We start from the raw sequence: 21,914 nt of genomic DNA on the forward strand, positions 1-21,914 counted from the left end.
TGCAGTGGGGCCCTTTACAGGTGGTGCTTGTAGGTGTCGTAGTCGGCGTCTGGCTCACCGGTCGGACGGAAGTACTCGATGTTGTCGATGCCAAATCCCCACTCCTCGCGGGGTTTCCACACCGCTTCCACTCGCATGCCCATCCGCACCTCGTTCGCGTCGATGTCGGCGACTAGATGCAGAAAGGGAATGTCCGCGCCGTCGAGTAGCACGTAGGCCGCCACGTAGGGCGGCTTGATTCGCTGGCCCTGAAACGGGATGTTGATGATCGCGAACGTCGTTACGGTGCCCTTGTCCGGCAGTTCGACGAAGTCGGTGGTGGGCAGGCCGGTCGCCGGGTCGGCACCGTGCGGGGGGAAGTACACCTTGCCGTTCTCGCCCGTCTTCGCGCCGAGGAGGCTGCCTTCGGCGATGGCACGCAGATAGGCACTTTCCTCGTGGGATGCGGTGTGCTGAATCGTCAACGAGATCGGGGTGACGATCATGGTTACCGGGTCCTGATCGGACGAGCCCTCGGGCGCCGAAGCTGGTTCGGCGTCCTCGCCCAGCTTGAAGTACGCGATGTCGGTGATGGCGCCCACCGTCTCGTCGGCCCAGTGCGCATGCACCCGCGCGCCGGTCTTGATCTCGGCGGGTTCGCCGGCGTCGACGGCATGCAGCAGCGCGGTGTCGGCTCCGTCGAGCTTGATCAGTGCCCACGCGAAGGGTCGGTCCAGCGGCTGGCCCGGCAATGGCTCGGGCTGCCACGTCCAGGAGACCACGGTGCCGACCGGTGCGACCGGTACCATTTCGCCCAGCGGTTCATAGGTGACCGGGTCGTATTCGGCCGGCGGCACGTGCACCCGGCCATCGGATCCGCGCACTCCGAGGATGCGGTGCTCACGCAGTGCGGTAAAGAACTTGCCTAGCGTAGGACCCACTGAACGGGTGTAGTCGAAGGCCAGGGTTAGCGGCGCTGAGAGAGGCGGCTCAGAGTGATCGATCGTGGTCGGGCCGCTCGAAGTGGCTGTCACGCCTTCGAGTAGAACAGGTTCTAACTACCGTTTCAAATATTTCTTTGGATCGAATCCATCACGGCCCGGAGAGGCGGAGACATGAAGCTCGGTTTGCAGCTCGGATATTGGGGTGCACATCCGCCGGAGAACGCCGGCGAACTCGTCGCCGAGGCGGAGGCCGCGGGATTCGACGCCGTATTCACCGCCGAGGCCTGGGGATCGGACGCCTACACGCCGCTGGCATGGTGGGGCTCGTCGACGCAGCGGGTGCGGCTGGGCACGTCAGTTGTTCAGCTGTCGGCCCGCACGCCGACGGCATGCGCGATGGCGGCGCTCACCCTCGACCATCTCAGCGGCGGCCGGCACATTCTCGGCCTCGGTGTGTCGGGCCCGCAGGTGGTGGAGGGTTGGTACGGCCAGCCGTTTCCCAAGCCGTTGGCGCGCACCCGCGAATACATCGACATCGTCCGGCAGGTCTGGGCCCGCGAAAAGCCAGTGACCAGCGATGGCCCCCACTATCCGCTGCCGCGGACCGGAGCGGGCACCACGGGCCTGGGCAAGGGGCTCAAGCCAATCACCCATCCGCTGCGGGCGGACATTCCCATCATGCTCGGCGCCGAGGGCCCGAAGAACATTGCGCTGGCCGCCGAGGTCTGCGACGGCTGGCTGCCGATCTTCTACACCCCGCGGATGGCCGACACCTATAACGAGTGGCTGGACGAAGGCTTCGCGCGGCCGGGCGCCCGCCGCAGCCGCGAGGACTTCGAGATCTGCGCGACGGCCAACATCGTGATCACCGACGACCGCAGCGCCGCGTTCGCGGCCATGAAGCCCTACATCGCGCTCTACATGGGTGGGATGGGCGCCGAGGACACCAACTTCCACGCCGACGTCTATCGCCGGATGGGTTACGCCGAGGTGGTCGACGACGTCACCAAGCTGTTCCGCAGTGGACGCAAGGACGGCAAAGAACGAGCCGCCGAGATCATCCCCGACGAGGTCATCGACGACGCGGCGATCGTCGGAGACGTCGACTACGTGCGTAAGCAAATCGCGGCGTGGGAGGCCGCAGGCGTCACGATGATGGTCGTCTCCGGCCGCTCTCCCCAGCAGGTCCGGGACCTCGCCGCGCTGATCTAGGCCCAGGCTTGCCCCGTCAGTAGAACGGGTTCTAGATTGACCGGATGACTGTGTCGCAGCACACCATCGCGGGCACCGTTCTCACCATGCCGGTGAGGATCCGCCAGGCAAATCAGCACATGGCGATGTTCTCGGTGGACGCCGACGCCGCCCAGCACCTGATCGACTACAGCGGCTTGCAGGTCTGCCGGTATCTGCCCGGCCGCACCGTCGTGGTCCTGATGCTGATGCACTACATCGACGGCGACCTGGGGCAGTACTACGAGTTCGGCACCAGCGTCATGGTCAACCCGCCCGGGTCCACCGCCAGCGGGCCGCGGGCACTGCAGTCGGCCGGAGCGTTCATCCACCATCTGCCCGTGGATCAGCCGTTCACGCTGGAGGCCGGCACAAAGATCTGGGGTTATCCGAAAGTCATGGCGGACTTCACGATTCGGGACGAGCGCCAATTCGGCTTCGACTGCACCGTCGACGGGCAATTGGTGATCGGCATGGACTTTCGCCCTGGTCTGCCGATTCGTCTGATGCCGCGCACTCAGGCCCAGCGCAGCTACTCGCATCGCGACGGGATCACCCGCGAGACGGCGTTCGAGCACACGCTCGACGGCGTGCGGACCCGGCTTGGCGGGGTACGCGTCCGGCTGGGTGACCATCCCTATGCGAAAGAGCTTGCCTCGCTGGGCCTTCCGAAGCGCGCCATGCTGTCCAGCTCGGCGGACCAGGTACAGATGACATTCGGCGACGCCCAGGAGATCTCATGACCCTTCCCGATCTGAAGACCAAACCCGACGTCGACCTGACCGACGGGGCGTTCTACGCGGGCGACTCGCGGTCCGTCTACAAGTGGATGCGCGAGAACGAGCCGGTCTTCCGGGATCGAAACGGCCTGGCTGCGGCGTCGACCTACCAGGCCGTGATCGAGGCGGAGCGCAACCCCGAGTTGTTTTCGAATGCCGGCGGCATCCGCCCAGACCAGCCCGGCGTAGAGATGATGATCGAGATGGACGATCCGCAACACCTGTTGCGCCGCAAGCTCGTCAACTCCGGCTTCACCCGCAAGCGCGTCAAGGATCTGGAGTCCAAGATCACCTTGCTGTGCGACACGCTGATCGACGCGGTGTGCGAACGCGGCGAGTGTGACTTCGTCTGGGACCTGGCCGCACCCCTGCCGATGGCAGTCATCGGCGACATGCTCGGCGTGCGGCCCGAGGAACGCACGATGTTCCTCAAGTGGTCCGACGATCTGGTTGGGGCGCTGAGCAGCACCGCGGCCGAAGCCGACGTTCAGGTCACGATGGATGCCTTTGCCGCCTACAGCCAATACATGATGGGCATGATCGAGGCGCGTAAGTCCGAACCGACCGACGATCTAGTCAGCGTGCTCGTGCACGCCGAGGTCGAAGGTTCCCGGCTGGAGGACCACCAAATCGTCACCGAGGTGCTGCTGCTGCTGATCGGCGGCGACGAAACCACGCGACACACGCTATCCGGCGGCACCCGTCAGCTGCTTGCGCACCCCGATCAGCACCGGCGGCTGGCGAGCGACTTGAGCTTGTTGCCCAACGCAATTGAAGAGATGCTGCGCTGGACCGCGCCGGTGAAGAACATGGCCCGCACGGTCACCTCCGACACCGAGTTCCACGGCGCGCAATTGCGCGAGGGCGAAAAGATGATCCTGCTCTTCGAGTCGGCGAACTTCGACGAGAAAGTCTTCGACGAGCCCGAGAAGTTCAACATCGAGCGCTACCCGAACAATCATCTGGCGTTCGGCTTCGGCACGCACTTCTGTCTGGGCAACCAGCTCGCCCGGTTGGAGTTGTCGATCATGCAAACCCGCCTGCTGCAGCGCCTGCCCGACCTGCGGCTGGCGTCCCCCGACGCGCCGCTGCCGCTGCGGCCGGCCAATTTTGTGTCCGGCCTGGAGAAGATGCCGGTCGAATTCACCCCCGGCGCGCCGCTGCGCTGAGTTTCATCGCCGATCGCCAGCAGCCGCCGACGGTACGCAGGACGAACGCGGTACGGCCCAGTCAGCGGTTTTTGAAGATGGGCTTACGCTTCTCGGCGAACGCGCGCGGCCCTTCCTTCGAGTCTTCGGACAAAAACACCGGGATGCCGTTGGCGGTGTCCGGTTTGAACGCCTCTTCCTCGTGCATGCCCTCGGTCTCACGAATCGTCTTCAGCACGGCCTGCACGGCGAGCGGGCCGTTGTTCTCGATCACCTCGGCGATCTCGAGCGCCTTCGCCAGAGCCTGCCCGTCGGGAACGACGTGGCCGATGAGGCCGATCTCCTTGGCCTCGGCGGCGGTGATGTGTCGACCGGTCAGCAGCAGGTCGCAGGCCACGGTGTAGGGGATCTGGCGCACCAGCCGCACCGCCGAGCCGCCCATCGGATACAGGCTCCACTTGACCTCGGAAATGCCGAACTTCGCGCTTTCGCCGGCCACCCGGATGTCGGTGCCCTGCAAAATCTCGGTGCCGCCGGCGATTGCCGGACCCTCGACGGCAGCGATCAGCGGCTTCTTGAGCCGGCGGCCCTTGAGCAACGCGTCGATCCGTGACGGGTCGTAGCTGCCGTCCTGGAACGAATCGCCCGGCGGCTTTTGCGTTGCTGTCTTGAGGTCCATCCCCGCGCAGAAGTAGCCGCCGGCGCCGGTCAGGATGCAGCAGCGGATGTCGTCATCGTTGTCGACGCGATCCCAGGCTTGCACCATGATTTCCATCATTTCGGTGCTCAACGCGTTGCGCCGGTGCGGGCGGTTCATGGTCACGATCAGGGTGTGGCCACGCTGCTCGACCAGCGCGTCTGCCTGCTGAGGACCGGATTCGACCTTTGCTGGCGCTTGGCCGTTATCAGGGGCCACGGCTCCCGCCTTTCCCTCCACATCGAGCATGAACTTGTCAAGAAATGTAACACGTTCTAATTTGGTGGCCGTGGCCCTGAATATTGCCGATCTTGCCGAGCACGCCATCGACGCCGTGCCTGACCGTGTCGCCCTCATCTGCGGTGCTGACAAGCTCACCTACGCCGGGCTCGAGGAGAAGGCCAACCGCTTCGCGCACTACCTCATCGAACAGGGCGTGAAAAAAGACGACAAAGTCGGACTCTACTGCCGCAACCGCATTGAGATCGTCATTGCGATGCTCGGCACCGTCAAAGCCGGCGCAATCCTGGTGAACGTCAACTATCGCTACGTCGAGGGCGAGCTGCGCTACCTGTTCGACAATTCCGACATGGTCGCGCTGGTCCACGAGCGGCAATATTCCGATCGCGTGGCCAACGTGCTGCCCGAGACGCCGAACGTCAAGACGGTGCTGGTGGTCGAGGACGGTAGCGACAACGACTACCACCGTTACGGCGGCGTCGAGTTCTACTCCGCCATCGCCGGTTGCTCAGCCGAACGCGACTTCGGCCCGCGCAGCGCCGACGACATCTACTTGCTCTACACCGGCGGCACCACCGGATTCCCGAAGGGCGTGATGTGGCGGCACGAGGACATCTACCGCGTGCTGTTCGGTGGAACCGACTTCGTGACAGGCGAATTCGTCTCCGACGAGTACGACCTGGCCAAGGCCGCCGCGGCCAACCCGCCGATGGTCCGCTACCCGATTCCGCCGATGATCCACGGCGCCACCCAGTCGGCGACCTGGATGTCCATCTTTTCCGGTCAAACCACTGTTCTGGCACCCGAATTCAATGCCGACCAAGTCTGGCGCACGATTCACGAGCACAAAGTGAACCTGCTGTTCTTCACCGGCGACGCGATGGCCCGGCCGTTGCTGGACGCCCTGCTGGCCCACCAGGACAAAGGTAACGAGTACGACCTGTCGTCGCTGTTTCTGCTCGCCTCCACCGCGGCCCTGTTCTCGCCCAGCATCAAGGAGAAGCTGCTCGAGCTGCTGCCGAACCGGGTGATCACCGATTCCATCGGCTCTTCGGAAACAGGGTTTGGAGGTACCAGCGTCGTCGCCAAGGACGCCCCGCACAGCGGCGGTCCGCGCGTGACAATCGATCACCGCACGGTCGTCCTCGACGAGGACGGCAACGAGGTCAAGCCGGGCTCTGGAGTTCGCGGCTTCATCGCCAAGAAGGGCAACATTCCCGTCGGCTATTACAAGGACGAGAAGAAGACCGCCGAGACGTTCAAGACCATCAACGGCGTCCGCTACGCCATCCCCGGCGATTTCGCCACCGTCGAAGAGGACGGCACCGTCACGATGTTGGGCCGCGGTTCGGTGTCGATCAACAGTGGTGGCGAGAAGATCTACCCCGAAGAGGTCGAGGCCGCCCTCAAAGGCCACCCAGATGTCTTCGACGCGTTGGTGGTCGGGGTGCCCGACCCGCGTTACGGCCAGCATGTCGCGGCGGTGGTGCAGGCCCGACCCGGAACCCGGCCGACGCTGGCCGAGCTCGACGCCTTTGTGCGCTCTGAGATCGCGGGATACAAAGTGCCACGCAGCCTTTGGTTGGTCGACGAGGTCAAGCGCTCACCGGCCGGGAAGCCGGATTACCGCTGGGCCAAGGAGCAGACCGAGGCTCGGCCCGCCGACGACGTGCACGCCGCGCACGTGACCGCTTGAGCGACTTCGCCAAACAGAATCCGAACGCGCCCCCCGGCTACTTTGCGTGGGAGGCCGCGGGCCTGCGCTGGTTATCCGCTGTCCCCGGGGGCGTGCCGTGCGCGCGGGTGGTATCGGTCGACGCATCCAGCCTTGTCTTGCGCCGACTCGCGTCGGTGAGCCCGACCTCCGCGTCGGCCCGCGTGTTCGGCCGTCGATTGGCTGTCACGCACGACGCGGGTGCGCCCGCCTTCGGCGCCGGTCCCGACGGCTGGACCGGCCCGGGCTTTTTCGGCCCGCTGGCGCACCCATTGCCGATGTCGCTGCGACCGCATCCACGCTGGGGCGAGTTCTACGCCGACGAGCGACTGGCTCCCATGGCCGAGCGTGCCGCGCCACGGCTCGACGCCTCGACCCGCACCCTCATCGACACCGTCATGCAGCGCTGCCGGGCGGGCGACTTCGACGACGATGACGGGCCGGCGCGGCTGCATGGCGACCTCTGGAGCGGCAACGTGATGTGGACGCGGGACGGCGTGGTGCTGATTGACCCGGCCGCACACGCCGGGCACCGGGAATCCGACCTCGCGATGCTCGCCCTGTTCGGCTGCCCGCACTACGAGCTCGTCGTCGCCGGCTACCAGGAGGTACGACCGCTGCAGCCGGGCTGGCGTCAGCGCATCGGACTGCATCAGCTCTACCCGTTGCTGGCCCATGTCGTGCTGTTCGGCGGCGGTTATGTGCAACGGGTGTGGTCCTGTGCCCGGGCCGTCCTGGCCGGCTGAACCTCGCGACTACTGTTGAGCGCGATGACCATCGATGTGTGGATGCAGCATCCGACGGCGCGGTTCCTGCGCAGCGAGATGCTGGCGTCCCTGCGGCGGTGGACGGGCGGGTCGATGCCGGACGGCGACGTTGCGATCGAGGCGACGCTGGCGTCGATGGACGCCGCCGGCGTGCAGTGGGGTCTGCTCAGCGCGTGGTACGGCCCCAACGGCCAAGACCTGATCTCCAACGACGAGGTCGCGGAGTGGATTCGGTTGCATCCGAACCGTTTTGCCGGTTTGGCGACGGTCGACCTGGATCGTCCGATGGAAGCGGTCCGCGAGTTGAGGCGACGAATCAGTGCGGGATTCGTCGGGCTGCGAGTGGTGCCGTGGCTGTGGAATGCCCCGCCCACCGATCGCCGCTACTACCCACTGTTCGCCGAGTGCGTCGATGCGGGCGTGCCGTTCTGCACTCAGGTCGGTCACACGGGCCCGCTGCGGCCGTCGGACACCGGCCGCCCGATTCCCTACGTTGACCAGGTCGCGCTCGACTTTCCCGAATTGGTGATCGTGTGCGGACACGTCGGCTACCCCTGGACCGAGGAGATGGTGGCCGTCGCGCGTAAGCACCACAATGTGTACATCGATACGTCCGCCTATACCGTGCGGCGGCTGCCGGAAGAACTGATTAGATTCATGAAAACCGGTACCGGACAACGCAAAGTCCTATTCGGCACCAACTACCCGATGATCGGTCACGAGCATGCTTTGGTCGGGCTGGACGACCTGGGACTCGACGAGGTGGCTCGTCACGACTTTCTGCACGGCAACGCCGAACGCGTATTCAGACTGGAGGCGAACAGGTGAACGGTGCGCAGGCTTTGATCAAGACGCTGGTGGACGCCGGCGTCGACGTATGCTTTGCCAACCCCGGTACTTCGGAGATGCACTTCGTGGCCGCGCTGGACGCCGTACCCCAGATGCGGGGTGTGCTCGCCCTTTTCGAGGGCGTCGCGACGGGTGCGGCCGACGGGTATGCGCGCATCGCGGACCGTCCGGCCGCCGTGCTGCTGCATCTGGGGCCTGGACTGGGCAACGGCCTGGCGAATCTGCACAATGCCCGGCGAGCCCGGGTACCGATGGTGGTGGTCGTCGGCGACCACGCCACGTACCACAAAAAGTATGACGCCCCACTGGAATCCGACATCGACGCGGTTGCCGGCACCGTCTCGGGATGGGTGCGCCGCTCGGGTGCCGCCACCGACGTCGCACTCGATGCCGCCGAGGCGATCGCCGCGTGCCGCGCCGGGTCGCAGATCGCCACCTTGATCCTGCCTGCCGATGCATCCTGGTCGGACGGAGCCCAGCCCGCGCCGGCTCCCGCCGCACGCCCGGCGGCGGCCCCGTTGTTGCGACCCGAGGTCGCCGAGGTGCTGAAGTCGGGGGAGCCGACGGTGATCATGGTGGGCGGCGATGCGACCCGGGCCCGCGGTCTGGCCGCGGCAGCCCGGATCTGTGAGGCGACCGGGGCGCGCTTGCTGTGCGAGACGTTTCCCACCCGGCTGGAGCGTGGTGCCGGTGTCCCGGCCGTGGATCGGTTGGCCTACTTCGCGGAAGCGGCGGCCGCCCAGCTGGACGGCGCCAAGCATCTCGTCCTGGCTGGCGCGAAATCGCCGGTGTCGTTTTTCGCCTACCCCAACATGGCCAGCGACCTGGTTCCGGCGGGCTGCGGGGTGCACGTGCTCGCCGAGTACGACGGCGCGGCCGACGCATTGGAGGCTTTGGCCGAGGAGCTCGCACCCGGCACCATGGCACCGGTGGCCGCCGCGTCGCGCCCGCAATTGCCGACTGGCGCGCTGACCTCCGCGTCGGCGGCTGGCGTGATAGGGGCGCTGATGCCCGAACGGGCGATCGTCGTCGACGAGTCGAACACCTCCGGGTTGCTGCTGGCACAGGCCACCGCCGGAGCACCCGCGCATGATTGGCTGACCCTGACCGGCGGGGCCATCGGCTATGGCATTCCCGCCGCGGTGGGTGCGGCGGTGGCTGCTCCGGACCGCCCGGTGCTCTGCCTGGAATCCGACGGCTCGGCGATGTACACGATTTCCGGATTGTGGACCCAGGCGCGGGAGAACCTCGACGTGACGACGGTGGTTTACGACAACAGCGCTTACGACATCCTGCGCATCGAGTTGCAACGCGTAGGCGCCGGATCGGCGCCCGGGCCGGAGGCACTCGATCTGCTCGATTTGTCCCGGCCAACAATGGATTTCGTCAAAATCGCCGAGGGTATGGGGGTGCCGGCGCGTCGGGCGACCACGGCCGAGGAATTCGCCGATGCGCTGCGCGCCGCCTTAGCCGAGCCCGGGCCGCACCTCATCGATGCGGTGGTGCCCTCGATCACCGGCTAGACGGCGGTGGGATTAGAAGGTCTGCGGCGACTTTTCGCGACGAGCATCCTTTCCTCAGGCAAATCTGCTATGCACCGCAACAGGTTTGCCAGTACCGCCGGCCTGGAGAGGAATGGTGTGTGACCGCCGGCGAGTTCGACGATGTCGGCGGCGAACCGCTCGCGAGCGACCCGCCTGGACCACTCCGGTCGGACCATCCGATCGTCGGCGCAAATGACGGAAGTGTATCTCGTCGAAGGGAATTCGGTGAGCGATAACTTCACTTCGGTGGGCCCAGGGGATTGCGGCCGGAGCCGGTCGATCGCACGTTTGGCCGTGACGTCATCGACGTCGGCGAACAGCAGCTGTCGAGCGAGGCTGTGGTCGGCCCACGTCTGCGCTCCCTGCCCGTCCAACGCCCCGAGCGCTGCCATCCAGGCGAAGTCGGTCATGTCGGTTTCGGTCGCGAATTGTTCCTGCAGGCTCTGGCCGAGGGCAGGCGGGATGGCACACAGATAGACCACGTGCCGAACCGGCCGCCGCGCCGCGACCAGCGCCGCCGTCGTAGCGTTCATGGAGTGCCCGACCACCACCACGTCGTCATTGCAGCCGTCGAGTGCGGCGCACACTACCTCGGCATATGTGTCGAATGTCGCCGATCCGTCAGCGGCGGGCAGATCCATTGCCACCGACCGGTGTCCGCCGCTTTCGAGCAGTGGTGTCAACAGTTCCCAACACCAGGCGCCGTACCAGCCACCGTGTATCAACGCGAATGTCGTCATCGCGGTCTCCTGCCTGCCGGTTGCCTGGAAAGCTAAGCGGCACAGCTGATTTTACGCTTTCGTCAGATTGTAGGAATGCTCCGCGAAATTGGCATCGCGCGTTGTCGAAAATGCTGTCGGGGTAACTGGGCAGTGCCGAGAATCGATCCGGTCAGCCGGCTCGGTCGCTGTTCGTTGAATGAACTCATCGACGTCGATCAGTAGCGAGCCAGCACGGGAAGGCGGCTGATCAGCCAGTCCACCGTCGTGTTGATGACCTCGACGCCGGTCTCGAAACTGTGGTCGCTCACCTCGGCGGCCAACGCCACACCCCACTGCCCCGACGGAGTGGGCAGAATGCCGAATTGCCGGACCAGGTAATCACCGTTCGTCCCCGGTCCCCAACCGCCTTTGGCCGCAAAGCCGTTGGCGGCCAGCCCCCATCGATGATCGGGGATGAGGTCACCCATGATCTCGATTACCTCGGTCGCACCGGGAATCGATGGCAGCTCCGCGGCGAACCGGGCTTGTCGCTGCAACGTCCACTGCGTCTGGCCAAACGCGGTGAAACCACGGCGCAGCCGGCGTGATTCGACCACGGTGGCGGTGTCACCCCCTTCGGCGACGACTCCCTGTACCTTGCGTGCCGCGTCCACCGGCTCGCCCAGCAGCGACCACAGCTGTTCTGATGCGCGATTGTCGGATTCGGCGATGGCCTTGACCGCAAGGTCACGAGCATTGAGCCAGTCGCTGCGCAGCGCCGCGATCGCCAGCGGAACTTTGATTGTCGACCAAGCGACGCCAGACCACCATCTACCCAGTGAATATGTCCGGTCCGGTCGGGCAACCGCGACGCCAATGTTGGCCGGTACCCCCTCGGCAAGCTGGTCAAAGCTAGCTTCGAGCGCCAGCTCCAAAGGTCTGGACGTCATGGGGCTATCGAGGTATAGGCCATACCCGATCATCGCAGTCGAGGCCTTCGGCCGCCAACTGGCGCTTGAGCACCTTGAACGTCACCGTCCGGGGCAGCTCCGAACTGATCCGGACGTATGACGGCCACTGTTTGGGCCCCAGGTCGGGTTGCGCGGCTAGGAAGGTTCTAAACCGTTCGGCATCGAACTCGGCGCCGGGCGTCAGCACCAGCGCGGCCATCACCTGGTCACCGACCACGGGGTCGGGGATCGCATAGACGGCGGCCTCGGCTGCGTCAGGGTAACGCAGCAACACTCGCTCGATTGGTGCGGCACCCAAATTCTCACCGTCGACCCTCATCCAATCACCAAGCCGCCCAGCAAAGTACGCATATCCGTCTTCATCGCGATAGGCAAGGTCGCCGCTGTGATAGACGCCGCCCGCCATGCGTTCGGCTTCGGCCGCGGGGTCGTTGTAGTAGCCCTCGAATCGGCCCGGCCCGGCTGTGTTCACCAGTTCGCCGACGACGCCCACCGGGCAGGGCTTACCGGTGTCTGGGTCGACGATCTCGAGCCCCTCGGTCAGCGGCCCCAATGCGCCGGGCGGCGTGTCGGGAGTGCGTGCGATAGCGACCCCACCCTCGGTCGAGCCGAACCCATCTTGCACGACGCAGCCGAATCGGCGGCCGAACCGCTCGATGTCCGCGGGGACTCCCTCGTTGCCGTACACCGCCCGCAACGGGTTATTCGCGTCGTCGGGTTGCTCCGGTGTGGCCAGCACGTACGACAGCGGCTTGCCCACATAGTTGGCGTAGGTGGCACCGTAGCGGCGGACGTCGACCAAGAAGTTCGACGCGGAAAACTTGCGCCGCAATGCCATTGAACCCCGGCATGCTGCGGCCACCGCCCACCCCACCAGCACCGCGTTGGAGTGGAACAACGGCATCGACACATAACAGATGTCGTCAACACCGAGGTCGAAGCGTTGGGCCATCGTCAATCCGGCGATCGCGACCTTGCCGTGGCTGCACTTGACCGCCTTGGGCTCACCGCTGGTGCCCGAGGTGAAGATCAGCATGAAAAGGTCTTCGGCCGAGGCGGTCTGGAAATGTGGCTCGGCGTCGCGATGGGCCTCGACCTCGCCGGCCCACGCCGGCGAGTCGACATTCACATGCGGGATGTCGCCAAGCGGGGCAGCCGATTTGGCGTCAGCCAGCACCAGCTGACAATCGGCCTTGGCGATGTCCTTGGCCAGCGCCTCGCCGCGGCGCACCGGGTTGAGACCGACCGGCACGACGCCCGACATTCCGGCCGCCACCAACATCGCCGAAAACAGCGGAGTGTTCTCCAGCAGCACGCCGACATGCGGCGGTCGGCCCGGGTCGAGCCGTTCGCGCAGCGTCGCCGCGATCGCGGCCCCATGGTGCAGATGGTCGCGCCAGCTGGTGAACGAATCCTCGAAAAAGACGCCCCGGTCATCAATTTCAGCCAGCGGCGCCAACAGTTTGGTGACCGTGGGATCCGACGGGATCGCCGGGGTGAAAACGCCCGCTTGCCCGGACCGCATCGTCGCCGGGTAGCTAGGCCGGGGTTTCCGCCAGCTCGCGCCCGATCCGGCGCAGCTGACCGGTGGCACCGCCCAGCGCGAACTCGGTTTCCTTGGCTGCCAGGAAATAACGATGCGCCGGGTGATCGGTATCGACGCCCACGCCGCCGTGTACATGCACGATGGTGTGCGCGACCCGGTGCCCGGCCTCCGCCGCCCAGAACGCCGCGCTGGCCACGTCGAGCTCGGCGGGTATGTCCTCCGAAACCTTCCAGGCAGCCTGAGTGAGCGTCAGCCGCAAGCCCTTGACGTCGATGTAGCCGTCCGCCAGCCGCTGCGACACGGCTTGGAAACTGCCGATCGGGCGGTCGAATTGTTCACGCTCACGGGCGTATTCGGCCGTCATCCGCAACCCACGGTCGAGCACCCCGAGCTGATACGCGGTGCGGCCCAAGGTTCCCAGGGTGCTCAGCCACGCCGCGACCTCGCCCCCGCCGACCCGCCGCGCCTCATCCAGCACCACGCCGTCCAGCCCCAGGTGGGCGACGCTGCCCAGGCCGGTGGTGACCAACGGGGTCACGCGAACACCGGGGTCCTCGGCGGTGACCAGAAAAACCGCTGTGCCGGAATTGGTTTCGGCGGGAACAAGGAATGCGTCCGCGACGGTGCCGAAACTGATCTGGGTGCGGGTTCCGGTCAGCTGATAGCCTTCGCCGGAGCTGGTGGCCTGAACCGGCCCTTCGCCCATCTCACCGTCGAGCGCGACCGCCAAAATCTTCTCGCCCTTGACGGCCGGAACCCCCCACGCCTGCTGCAAGTCCTCGGAGCCAAACCGGGCCAGCACTCCGGCGCCCAGCATCACCGACTCCAGGTAGGGCACGGCGGCCAGTTGGCGGCCCAGGGCGACCAGGATCGCGATCTGCTCGAGCGCTCCGAAACCATCGCCGCCCAGCACCGACGCCGATGCGCTGGTGAGGATGTCGGCCTCGATCAGCTTCTGCCAGAGGTCGCGGTCGAACCGGTGCTCGAGCGAGTCCAGTTCCCGCTGGTGTTCCGGCGTGCACACCGAGTCCACGATCGTGTCGACCAGGCCGCCGAGGTCTTGGGCTGCTTCGGTTGTCGTGAAGTCCATCGATATCCCTTTCTCAGGGCTTAGCGGTTTCGCGGCAGGCCGAGCGCGACCATGCCGATGATGTCGCGCTGCACCTCGTTGGTGCCGCCGCCGAAGGTCAGGATCAGGCAGGCGCGGTGCATCCGCTCGACCCGGCCGGCCAGCTTGGCCCCCGGCGAATCCTGGCGCAAGGTCGCCGCCGTGCCCAGCACCTCCATCAGCAACCGGTAGGCCTCGGTGGCCAACTCGGTCCCGAACACCTTGGCCGCCGACGCGTCCGCCGGGTTGAGCGATTCGCCGTCCGATGACGCCAGCTCCCAGTTGATCAGCTTGAGCACCTCCGCCTTGGCGTGCACCCGGGCCAGATTGAGCTGCACCCACTCCGAGTCGATCAGCCGTGCCCCGCCGGAGTCCTTGGTGTTTTGTGCCCACTCCCGAACCTCGCGCAGCGCGAGGAAGATCGGTTGCGGCGACACCAGCGCGACCCGCTCGTGGTTGAGCTGGTTGGTCACCAGCTTCCAGCCGCCGTTCTCTTCGCCGATCAGGTTGCTCACCGGGACGCGCACATCCGAGTAGTAGGTGGCGCTGGTGTCCACACCCGCCATGGTGTGCACCGGCGTCCACGAGAAACCGTCGGCGGTGGTGGGCACGACCAGCATCGAGATGCCGCGGTGCTTTTTGGCCTCGGGGTTGGTGCGCACCGCCAGCCAGACCCAGTCCGCGTAGGCGATCAGGCTGGTCCACATCTTCTGGCCGTTGATGACGTAGTCGTCACCGTCGCGGACGGCAGTGGTACGCAGGTTGGCCAGGTCGGTGCCGGCGCCGGGCTCGGAGTAGCCGATCGAGAAATGCAGCTCCCCGGCGGCGATCTTGGGCAGGAAGAACTTCTTCTGTTCCTCGGTGCCGAACGCCATGATCGTCGGCGCCACGCTGTTGATCGTCAGGAACGGTACCGGCACGCCGGCGATCGCGGCCTCGTCGGTGAAGATCAGCGAGTCCATCGGGGAACGGTCCTGGCCGCCGTACTCCTTGGGCCAGTTCAGGGTCAGCCAGCCGTCCTTGCCCATCTGCGCGACGGTGTCACGGTACGCGGTGCCGGTCCCGACCTCGCCGCCGCCCGAGGAGGTCAGCGCCTCGCGACGCTCGGGTGTCATAAGCCCGGTGAAGTACGACCGCAGCTCGCGACGCAGCTCCTCCTGTTCGGGGGTGTAACTGATGCGCATTCCAGCCGTCCTTTGCTTAACGTGACACGCTGTGACTCGACCAACGGCTACCCGTTCGTCTTCCCGGTTGTAACACGTTCTAGTCTGGGAATCCAGCTACCGTTTCCTCAGGCGTTCGCGAGCCCTATGGTGGAGCTACATTCTGTGGGGCCATAGGGCCGGATCCCTGGCTAGCTTCAAGGAGGATGCCGTGCGGGTGATCGTCGATCGTGACCGGTGCGAAGGTAACGCGGTGTGCTTGGGAATCGCGCCGGATATCTTCGACCTCGACGATGAGGACTATGCCGTGGTGAAGACCGATCCGATTCCGTCGGACCAAGAAGCTCTCGCCGAGCAGGCGATCGCCGAGTGTCCGCGCGCGGCGTTGCTGCGTGCGGACTAATGGCGAGGACCCCGAAACTAGAGGTATTCATAAATTGAGTAGCAGCACGAACGCGACCGATCTCTCCGGCAAGGTCGCGGTGGTTACCGGCGCGGCCGCGGGACTGGGGCGCGCCGAGGCGCTTGGGCTGGCGCGCCTGGGTGCGACCGTCGTCGTCAACGACATCGCCACCGCGCTGGACGCCTCCGACGTCATCGATGAAATCAGCTCGGCCGGCTCCAAGGCCATCGCGGTCTCCGGCGACATCAGTCAGCGCGCCACCGCCGACGAACTAGTGTCCACCGCCGACGGGCTGGGCGGGCTGGACATCGTGGTGAACAATGCCGGGATCACCCGCGACCGGATGCTGTTCAACATGTCCGACGAGGAATGGGATCAGGTCATCGCCGTGCATCTGCGCGGGCACTTCCTGCTCACCCGCAACGCCGCGACCTATTGGCGCGGTAAAGCCAAAGACGCCGGCGGTTCGATCTTCGGCCGGATCGTCAACACCGCCTCGGAAGCGGGTCTGGTCGGTCCGGTGGGGCAGGCCAACTACGGCGCGGCGAAGGCAGGCATCATCTCGCTGACCCTGACCGCCGCCCGGGCGCTGGGTCGTTACGGGGTGTGCGCCAATGCCATCTGCCCCCGCGCCCGCACCGCCATGACGGCCGACGTGTTCGGCAGCGTGCCGGATATAGAGGAAGGCGATGTCGACCCGTTGTCGCCCGAGCACGTGGTGAAGCTGGTGCAGTTCCTGTCCTCGCCGGCGGCCGCGGAGGTCAACGGTCAGGTCTTCATCGTCTACGGCCCGCAGGTGACCTTGGTCTCAGCCCCGACGGCGGAGCACCGGTTCATCGCGGACGGTCCCGCCTGGGACGCTGCTCAACTCACCAGCACTTTGCAGGGCTACTTTGCTGGCCGCGACCCTGAACAGAACTTTTCCGCGACCGCTTTAATGGAGCAATAGCGGCATAATAAGGTTCTCCCGGGGGCGGAATCCGTTAGTAGAACGTGTGTCAGATTAGTACTGCCGGAACGCCCCTGACCAGGGGAAATTGACGCATTGGGCAGTTAGAACCTGTTCATTGACAACCGTGAACTTCTTCTGAGTTAATATGATCCGGCTCACACGGAGCCGGGTGCGACCGAAGACTACGCAAAGGCGACGCACAGGTTTCGCCGTGAGCAGCAAAGGGGGGAGTCGGGTTGATCCCACAACTCGCCGTCCCGGCCCGTGCTGTCGGCGGGTTCTTCGAGATGATGATCGACACCGCCCGTGCGAGCTTCCGTCGGCCCTTTCAGTTCCGCGAGTTCCTGGATCAGACGTGGATGATCGCCCGGGTGTCGTTGGTCCCGACGCTGCTGGTCTCCATCCCCTTCACCGTGCTGGTGGCCTTCACCCTCAACATCCTGTTGCGTGAAATCGGTGCGGCCGACTTGTCCGGCGCCGGGACGGCCTTCGGCACCATCACCCAGCTGGGTCCGGTGGTCACCGTGCTCGTCGTCGCGGGGGCCGGGGCCACTGCAATCTGTGCCGATTTGGGTGCCCGCACCATCCGCGAAGAGATCGACGCAATGCGGGTATTGGGCATCGACCCGATCCATCGGCTGGTGGTGCCCCGCGTGTTGGCGTCGACCGTTGTCGCACTGCTGCTGAACGGTTTGGTGTGCGCGATCGGTTTATCTGGTGGCTATGTATTCTCCGTCTTCCTCCAGGGTGTCAACCCGGGCGCATTCATCAACGGCCTGACTGTGTTGACCGGACTGCGCGAGTTGGTGCTTGCCGAGGTCAAGGCGCTGTTGTTCGGCGTGATGGCCGGCCTGGTGGGGTGTTACCGCGGCCTCACGGTCAAGGGCGGGCCGAAGGGTGTCGGTAATGCCGTCAACGAGACGGTCGTCTATGCGTTCATCTGCCTATTCGTCATCAACGTGGTGATGACCGCAATCGGCGTGCGGTTCTCGACGAAGTGAGCACCCGATGAGCTACGACCTCACGTACCGGTTCCGCACCTTCGCGGCCCGATTGCAGGGACCGGTCGACGACTTCGGCGAACAGGCGCTGTTCTACGGCCAGACCATGCGCTATGTCCCCAACGCGCTGACCCGGTACCGCAAGGAGACGATCCGGCTCGTCGCCGAGATGACGCTGGGCGCGGGGGCACTGGTGATGATCGGGGGCACGGTCGGTGTCGCCGCGTTCCTGACCCTGGCCTCTGGTGGCGTCATCGCCGTCCAGGGTTACTCGTCTTTGGGCAATATCGGCATCGAGGCGCTGACCGGTTTCTTGTCCGCGTTCTTGAACGTCCGCGTCGTCGCACCGGTGATCGCCGGCATTGCGCTGGCCGCGACGATCGGCGCCGGGGCCACCGCCCAACTGGGCGCGATGCGGGTGTCGGAGGAAATCGACGCCGTGGAATGCATGGCTGTGCACTCGGTGTCCTACCTGGTCTCGACTCGGCTGATCGCCGGCCTCGTGGCGATCATTCCGCTCTACTCGTTGTCGGTGCTGGCCGCATTCTTCGCGGCGCGCTTCACCACTGTGTTCATCAATGGCCAGTCAGCCGGCCTGTATGACCACTACTTCAATACCTTCCTGATCCCGTCGGACCTGCTGTGGTCGTTCTTGCAGGCCGTTGTGATGTCCATCGCGGTGATGCTGGTGCATACCTACTACGGCTACAACGCCGGCGGCGGGCCAGTCGGTGTGGGCATCGCGGTCGGTCAGGCGGTGCGGACCTCGCTGATCGTCGTCGTCGTCATTACTTTGTTCATCTCGCTGGCCGTCTACGGGGCGTCCGGTAACTTCAACCTCTCCGGGTAAGGGACCGCTTCGATACATGGCAGATACCGATCCACGACGCACAACGGTACGGCTGGCAGCGGCGCTGCTGGCCAGTTTGTTGGTGGCGTTTTCGGTGCTGACCTACCTCTCGTACACGGCGGCGTTCGCCTCGGTCGACACCGTCACTGTCGCAACTCCGCGGGCCGGGCTGGTGATGGACAAGGGCGCCAAGGTCAAATACCGCGGCATCCAGATCGGCAAGGTCACCGACATCAGCTACGGCGACGACCAGGCGCGGCTTACCCTGGCAATCAACAGCGACGATATGCATTACGTGCCGTCCAACGCGGCGGTGCACATCGCGGGCAACACCATCTTCGGTGCCAAGTCGGTCGAATTCATTCCGCCGCAAACGCCGTCGCCGACATCCCTGCGGCCCAATGCGCATGTCGAAGCCTCCGCGGTGCAACTGGAAGTCAACACGTTGTTCCAGTCGCTGATCGACCTGCTGCACAAGGTCGATCCGGTCGAATTGAACGGCACGCTGAGCGCCTTCGCCGAGGGGCTGCGCGGTCACGGCGACGACCTCGGCGCGTTGCTGTCGGGATTGAATACCCTTTCCGAGCAAGCGAATCCGAAGCTGTCCACCCTGCAGGAGGATTTCCGCAAGGCCGCCGTCGTCACCGGCGTCTACGGCGACGCGGCGCCGGACCTGAACACGATCTTCGACAACCTGCCCACCATCAACAAGACCGTCGTTGACGAGCAGAAGAACCTCAACGACACACTGTTGGCGACGATCGGTCTGTCCAACAACGCCTATGACACCTTGGCGCCGGCCGAGCAGGATTTGATCGCCGCCATCAATCGGTTGCGCGCACCGGTCAAGGTAGCCGCCGACTACTCGCCCGAATTCGGTTGCCTATTCGGCGGTATCGAGCGCGGTATCAAGGAGTTCGCCCCGCTACTCGGTGTTCGCAAGGCCGGCCTGTTCACCTCGTCGAACTTCGTGTTGGGTGCGCCGTCGTATACCTACCCCGAGTCGCTGCCAATCGTGAACGCCTCCGGTGGGCCGAATTGCCGTGGGTTGCCGGACATCCCGACCAAGCAGAACGGCGGATCGTTCTACCGCTCGCAGTTCTTGGTCACCGACAACGCCAATATCCCGTACGAGCCGTTCACCGAACTCCAGGTCGACGCGCCCTCGACGCTGCAGTTCCTGTTCCACGGCGCCTTCGCGGAACGGGACGACTTTTAATGGTTGGTTCGGAAATGCCGTCGCACCGGTCGATGGTGATCAAGGTCAGCATTTTCACCGTCACGATGTTGCTCGTTGCCGCGGGCCTGGTGGTGGTTTTCGGCGACTTCCGGTTCGGGGATGAAAACACCTACCATGCAACGTTTATCGACGCGTCCCGATTGAAGGCCGGCCAGAAGGTGCGCATCTCCGGGGTGCCGGTGGGGTCGGTGACAGGCATCAAACTCAACTCAGACAACACCGTCGACGTCGGATTCGAAATCGACAGCCGCTACACGCTGTACTCATCGACCCGCGCGGTAATCCGGTACGAAAACCTGGTCGGTGACCGGTTTTTGGAGATCACCTCGGGGCCGGGGGAATTGCGCAAGTTGCCGCCGGGCGGAACGATCAACGCCCAACACACCCAGCCGGCGCTGGACTTGGACGCGCTGCTGGGCGGACTCAAGCCGGTGCTCAAGGGTCTGGATGCGGACAAGGTCAACACGATCAGCGGCGCCGTGATCGAGCTGTTGCAGGGTCAAGGCGGGGCGTTGTCGGACGTGCTGGCCAACACCAGCGCCTTCTCGACGGCACTGGGCCAGCGCGATCAACTCATCGGTGACGCGATCACCAACCTCAACACGGTGCTGGGCACCATCGATCAAAAGAGTGCCCAATTCTCGGCCAGCGTGGACCAGCTCCAACAACTGATCACCGGGCTGGCCAAAAACAAGGATTCGATCGCGGGCGCTATTCCGCCGCTGGCGTCAACGACGACGGATCTGACTGAGCTGCTGCAGAAGTCACGTCGGCCGCTGCAGGGCATCCTGGAAAATACCCGGCCGCTGGCCACCGAGCTCGACAATCGCAAGGCCGAGGTCAACAACGACATCGAGCAATTGGGCGAGGACTATCTGCGCCTGGCCGCGCTCGGTGCATACGGATCGTTCTTCAACATCTACTTCTGCTCCGTAACCATCAAGATCAACGGACCGGCCGGCAGCGACATTCTGCTGCCCCTCGGTGGCCAGGTGGATCCCAGCCAGGGGAGGTGCGCCTTTGTCAAATAACCCGAAACGTGAACGCGATCCACTGCGCACCGGGGTATTCGGAGTCGTGCTGGTGGTCTGTATTGTGCTGCTCGCCTTCGGCTATGCCAGCTTGCCGTTCTACCCGCAGGGCAAGGTGTACGACGCCTACTTCAGCGACGCCGGCGGGATCACGCCCGGGAATTCGATCTACGTCTCCGGTGTCAAGGTGGGCAAGGTGCAGGAAGTCGGTCTGGCCGGCGACAGCGCCAAGGTGACGTTCTCGGTGGATCGCCACATCGCCGTGGGTGACCAGTCGTTGGCCGCGATCCGGACCGACACCATCCTTGGCGAGCGCTCGATCGCGGTCACGCCGGCGGGTCATGGCAAGGCGACCAGCATTCCGCGCAGCCGCACGACCACGCCGTACACGCTGGCCGGTGCCCTCGAGGACCTCGGCCAGAATGCGAACAACTTGGACAAACCACAGTTCGAACAGGCGTTGAACGTGCTCACCGACACGTTGCAGGACGCCACCCCGGAATTGCGCGGCGCGCTGGACGGGGTCACCTCGTTGTCGCGCACCCTGAACCGCCGTGACGAGGCATTGCAAAACCTGCTGGCCCACGCGAAGTCGGTAACCGCGGTGCTGTCCGACCGAGCCAATCAGGTCAACCAGCTGGTGAACGACGGCAACGAGTTGTTCGCCGCCCTCGATGAGCGCCGAGGTGCACTGGCGCAACTGATCTCGGGAATCAGCGGTTTGTCGACACAGATCTCCGGTTTCGTCGCCGACAACCGCAAGGAATTCGGCCCGGCGCTCAGCAAGCTCAACGACGTGTTGAGCAATCTCAACGAGCGCCGCGATTACATCACCGAGGCGCTGAAACGGCTGCCCACCTACGCGACCGAGCTCGGCGAGGTGGTGGGCTCCGGGCCGGGCTTCAACGTCAACGTCTACGGGGTGATCCCGGCGCCGCTGCTGGCCGCGATGTTCGACTTCTTCTATCAGCCGGGTAAGTTGCCGGCCAGCCTGTCGGACTACCTGCGCGGGCTGATCCAGGAGCGCTGGACCATCAGGCCGAAGTCACCATGATGC

Annotated in this window: 21 protein-coding genes; 14 read left to right on the forward strand and 7 right to left on the reverse strand. The window is 65.1% G+C overall.

All coding sequences use genetic code 11. The annotated features are described in order from the left end of the window. Positions 1-14 precede the first annotated feature (14 nt). The gene (locus G6N33_RS14690) at positions 15-1,013 is read right to left on the reverse strand and encodes a Zn-ribbon domain-containing OB-fold protein (protein ID WP_044508600.1); all 999 of its coding nucleotides are present in this window, start codon (positions 1,011-1,013) and stop codon (positions 15-17) included. 81 nt (positions 1,014-1,094) lie between these two features. On the opposite strand from G6N33_RS14690, the gene G6N33_RS14695 reads away from it, so the two are divergent. From G6N33_RS14695 to G6N33_RS14705, 3 genes are read left to right on the forward strand one after another with little or no spacing between them, the layout of a single operon-like run. Continuing rightward, positions 1,095-2,135 (forward strand): LLM class F420-dependent oxidoreductase, encoded by a 1,041-nt coding sequence (locus G6N33_RS14695; protein ID WP_101528710.1) that lies wholly within the window; start codon positions 1,095-1,097, stop codon positions 2,133-2,135. 44 nt (positions 2,136-2,179) lie between these two features. After that, entirely contained in the window at positions 2,180-2,896 is a 717-nt protein-coding gene (locus G6N33_RS14700) for an acetoacetate decarboxylase family protein (RefSeq protein ID WP_044508596.1), read from the forward strand. Beyond that, positions 2,893-4,101, forward strand: a complete 1,209-nt coding sequence (locus G6N33_RS14705; RefSeq protein ID WP_044508594.1) for a cytochrome P450 — start codon at positions 2,893-2,895, stop codon at positions 4,099-4,101. The genes G6N33_RS14700 and G6N33_RS14705 overlap by 4 nt, the downstream gene beginning before the upstream one ends. A gap of 61 nt (positions 4,102-4,162) precedes the next feature. On the opposite strand, the gene G6N33_RS14710 is transcribed toward G6N33_RS14705, so the two are convergent. Continuing rightward, positions 4,163-5,026 (reverse strand): crotonase/enoyl-CoA hydratase family protein, encoded by an 864-nt coding sequence (locus G6N33_RS14710; protein ID WP_044508592.1) that lies wholly within the window; start codon positions 5,024-5,026, stop codon positions 4,163-4,165. 34 nt (positions 5,027-5,060) lie between these two features. On the opposite strand from G6N33_RS14710, the gene G6N33_RS14715 reads away from it, so the two are divergent. From G6N33_RS14715 to G6N33_RS14730, 4 genes are read left to right on the forward strand one after another with little or no spacing between them, the layout of a single operon-like run. Beyond that, positions 5,061-6,713, forward strand: a complete 1,653-nt coding sequence (locus G6N33_RS14715; protein WP_044512456.1) for an acyl-CoA synthetase — start codon at positions 5,061-5,063, stop codon at positions 6,711-6,713. After that, on the forward strand, positions 6,710-7,477 hold the full coding sequence (locus G6N33_RS14720; RefSeq protein ID WP_044508590.1) for a fructosamine kinase family protein: 768 nt from the start codon (positions 6,710-6,712) through the stop codon (positions 7,475-7,477). The genes G6N33_RS14715 and G6N33_RS14720 overlap by 4 nt, the downstream gene beginning before the upstream one ends. A 24-nt stretch (positions 7,478-7,501) precedes the next feature. Next, entirely contained in the window at positions 7,502-8,326 is an 825-nt protein-coding gene (locus tag G6N33_RS14725) for an amidohydrolase family protein (protein WP_044508587.1), read from the forward strand. Continuing rightward, the gene (locus G6N33_RS14730) at positions 8,323-9,870 is read left to right on the forward strand and encodes an acetolactate synthase large subunit (RefSeq protein WP_044508586.1); all 1,548 of its coding nucleotides are present in this window, start codon (positions 8,323-8,325) and stop codon (positions 9,868-9,870) included. The genes G6N33_RS14725 and G6N33_RS14730 overlap by 4 nt, the downstream gene beginning before the upstream one ends. Here the strand turns inward: G6N33_RS14730 and G6N33_RS14735 are convergent. The 5 genes from G6N33_RS14735 to G6N33_RS14755 all read right to left on the reverse strand — a co-directional run bounded on the left by G6N33_RS14735 (position 9,867) and on the right by G6N33_RS14755 (position 15,401). Beyond that, positions 9,867-10,631, reverse strand: coding sequence for an alpha/beta fold hydrolase (locus G6N33_RS14735; protein ID WP_044508584.1), 765 nt, complete (start codon positions 10,629-10,631; stop codon positions 9,867-9,869). The genes G6N33_RS14730 and G6N33_RS14735 overlap by 4 nt on opposite strands. A gap of 197 nt (positions 10,632-10,828) precedes the next feature. Continuing rightward, positions 10,829-11,542, reverse strand: a complete 714-nt coding sequence (locus tag G6N33_RS14740) for a serine hydrolase (RefSeq protein ID WP_044508582.1) — start codon at positions 11,540-11,542, stop codon at positions 10,829-10,831. Positions 11,543-11,546: 4 nt separating this feature from the next. Continuing rightward, on the reverse strand, positions 11,547-13,088 hold the full coding sequence (gene fadD17, locus G6N33_RS14745) for a long-chain-fatty-acid--CoA ligase FadD17 (RefSeq protein ID WP_044508581.1): 1,542 nt from the start codon (positions 13,086-13,088) through the stop codon (positions 11,547-11,549). Between the two features lie 13 nt (positions 13,089-13,101). Beyond that, positions 13,102-14,199, reverse strand: coding sequence for an acyl-CoA dehydrogenase family protein (locus tag G6N33_RS14750; RefSeq protein WP_044508580.1), 1,098 nt, complete (start codon positions 14,197-14,199; stop codon positions 13,102-13,104). Positions 14,200-14,219: 20 nt separating this feature from the next. After that, complete coding sequence (locus tag G6N33_RS14755) at positions 14,220-15,401, reverse strand: acyl-CoA dehydrogenase (protein ID WP_044508579.1); 1,182 nt, start codon at positions 15,399-15,401, stop codon at positions 14,220-14,222. A 190-nt stretch (positions 15,402-15,591) separates the two neighbouring features. Here G6N33_RS14755 and G6N33_RS14760 point away from each other — a divergent pair, with 190 nt between their 5' ends. The 7 genes from G6N33_RS14760 (at position 15,592) to G6N33_RS14790 (ending at position 21,911) form a co-directional block, all read left to right on the forward strand. Beyond that, positions 15,592-15,783 (forward strand): ferredoxin, encoded by a 192-nt coding sequence (locus tag G6N33_RS14760; protein ID WP_044508578.1) that lies wholly within the window; start codon positions 15,592-15,594, stop codon positions 15,781-15,783. Between the two features lie 34 nt (positions 15,784-15,817). Further along, positions 15,818-16,732: a 3-oxoacyl-ACP reductase gene (locus G6N33_RS14765; RefSeq protein ID WP_044508577.1), complete on the forward strand. Its 915-nt coding sequence runs from the start codon at positions 15,818-15,820 to the stop codon at positions 16,730-16,732. Between the two features lie 239 nt (positions 16,733-16,971). Then, positions 16,972-17,736, forward strand: a complete 765-nt coding sequence (locus G6N33_RS14770; RefSeq protein WP_044508576.1) for an MlaE family ABC transporter permease — start codon at positions 16,972-16,974, stop codon at positions 17,734-17,736. A gap of 7 nt (positions 17,737-17,743) precedes the next feature. Continuing rightward, the gene (locus tag G6N33_RS14775; RefSeq protein WP_044508575.1) at positions 17,744-18,586 is read left to right on the forward strand and encodes an MlaE family ABC transporter permease; all 843 of its coding nucleotides are present in this window, start codon (positions 17,744-17,746) and stop codon (positions 18,584-18,586) included. Positions 18,587-18,602: 16 nt separating this feature from the next. After that, positions 18,603-19,805 carry an MCE family protein gene (locus tag G6N33_RS14780; RefSeq protein WP_044508574.1) on the forward strand — a complete coding sequence of 401 codons (1,203 nt, stop codon included), beginning with the start codon at positions 18,603-18,605 and terminating at the stop codon, positions 19,803-19,805. Then, positions 19,805-20,857: an MCE family protein gene (locus tag G6N33_RS14785; protein WP_044508573.1), complete on the forward strand. Its 1,053-nt coding sequence runs from the start codon at positions 19,805-19,807 to the stop codon at positions 20,855-20,857. The genes G6N33_RS14780 and G6N33_RS14785 overlap by 1 nt, the downstream gene beginning before the upstream one ends. Next, complete coding sequence (locus G6N33_RS14790; protein ID WP_044508572.1) at positions 20,847-21,911, forward strand: virulence factor Mce family protein; 1,065 nt, start codon at positions 20,847-20,849, stop codon at positions 21,909-21,911. Before G6N33_RS14785 ends, G6N33_RS14790 begins: the two co-directional genes overlap by 11 nt. The last annotated feature ends 3 nt before the right edge of the window (positions 21,912-21,914 follow it).

It is taken from the genome of Mycobacterium simiae (assembly GCF_010727605.1).
GTDB classification, from domain to species: domain Bacteria; phylum Actinomycetota; class Actinomycetes; order Mycobacteriales; family Mycobacteriaceae; genus Mycobacterium; species Mycobacterium simiae.

Coding starts and splice junctions, on each gene's coding strand:
- G6N33_RS14695 (WP_101528710.1), top strand. CDS start 1,095: ATGAAGCTCGGTTTGCAGCTCGGATATTGGGGTGCACATCCGCCGGAG.
- G6N33_RS14700 (WP_044508596.1), top strand. CDS start 2,180: ATGACTGTGTCGCAGCACACCATCGCGGGCACCGTTCTCACCATGCCG.
- G6N33_RS14705 (WP_044508594.1), top strand. CDS start 2,893: ATGACCCTTCCCGATCTGAAGACCAAACCCGACGTCGACCTGACCGAC.
- G6N33_RS14710 (WP_044508592.1), bottom strand. CDS start 5,026: ATGCTCGATGTGGAGGGAAAGGCGGGAGCCGTGGCCCCTGATAACGGC.
- G6N33_RS14725 (WP_044508587.1), top strand. CDS start 7,502: ATGACCATCGATGTGTGGATGCAGCATCCGACGGCGCGGTTCCTGCGC.
- G6N33_RS14735 (WP_044508584.1), bottom strand. CDS start 10,631: ATGACGACATTCGCGTTGATACACGGTGGCTGGTACGGCGCCTGGTGT.
- G6N33_RS14740 (WP_044508582.1), bottom strand. CDS start 11,542: ATGACGTCCAGACCTTTGGAGCTGGCGCTCGAAGCTAGCTTTGACCAG.
- fadD17 (WP_044508581.1), bottom strand. CDS start 13,088: ATGCGGTCCGGGCAAGCGGGCGTTTTCACCCCGGCGATCCCGTCGGAT.
- G6N33_RS14750 (WP_044508580.1), bottom strand. CDS start 14,199: ATGGACTTCACGACAACCGAAGCAGCCCAAGACCTCGGCGGCCTGGTC.
- G6N33_RS14755 (WP_044508579.1), bottom strand. CDS start 15,401: ATGCGCATCAGTTACACCCCCGAACAGGAGGAGCTGCGTCGCGAGCTG.
- G6N33_RS14775 (WP_044508575.1), top strand. CDS start 17,744: ATGAGCTACGACCTCACGTACCGGTTCCGCACCTTCGCGGCCCGATTG.
- G6N33_RS14780 (WP_044508574.1), top strand. CDS start 18,603: ATGGCAGATACCGATCCACGACGCACAACGGTACGGCTGGCAGCGGCG.
- G6N33_RS14785 (WP_044508573.1), top strand. CDS start 19,805: ATGGTTGGTTCGGAAATGCCGTCGCACCGGTCGATGGTGATCAAGGTC.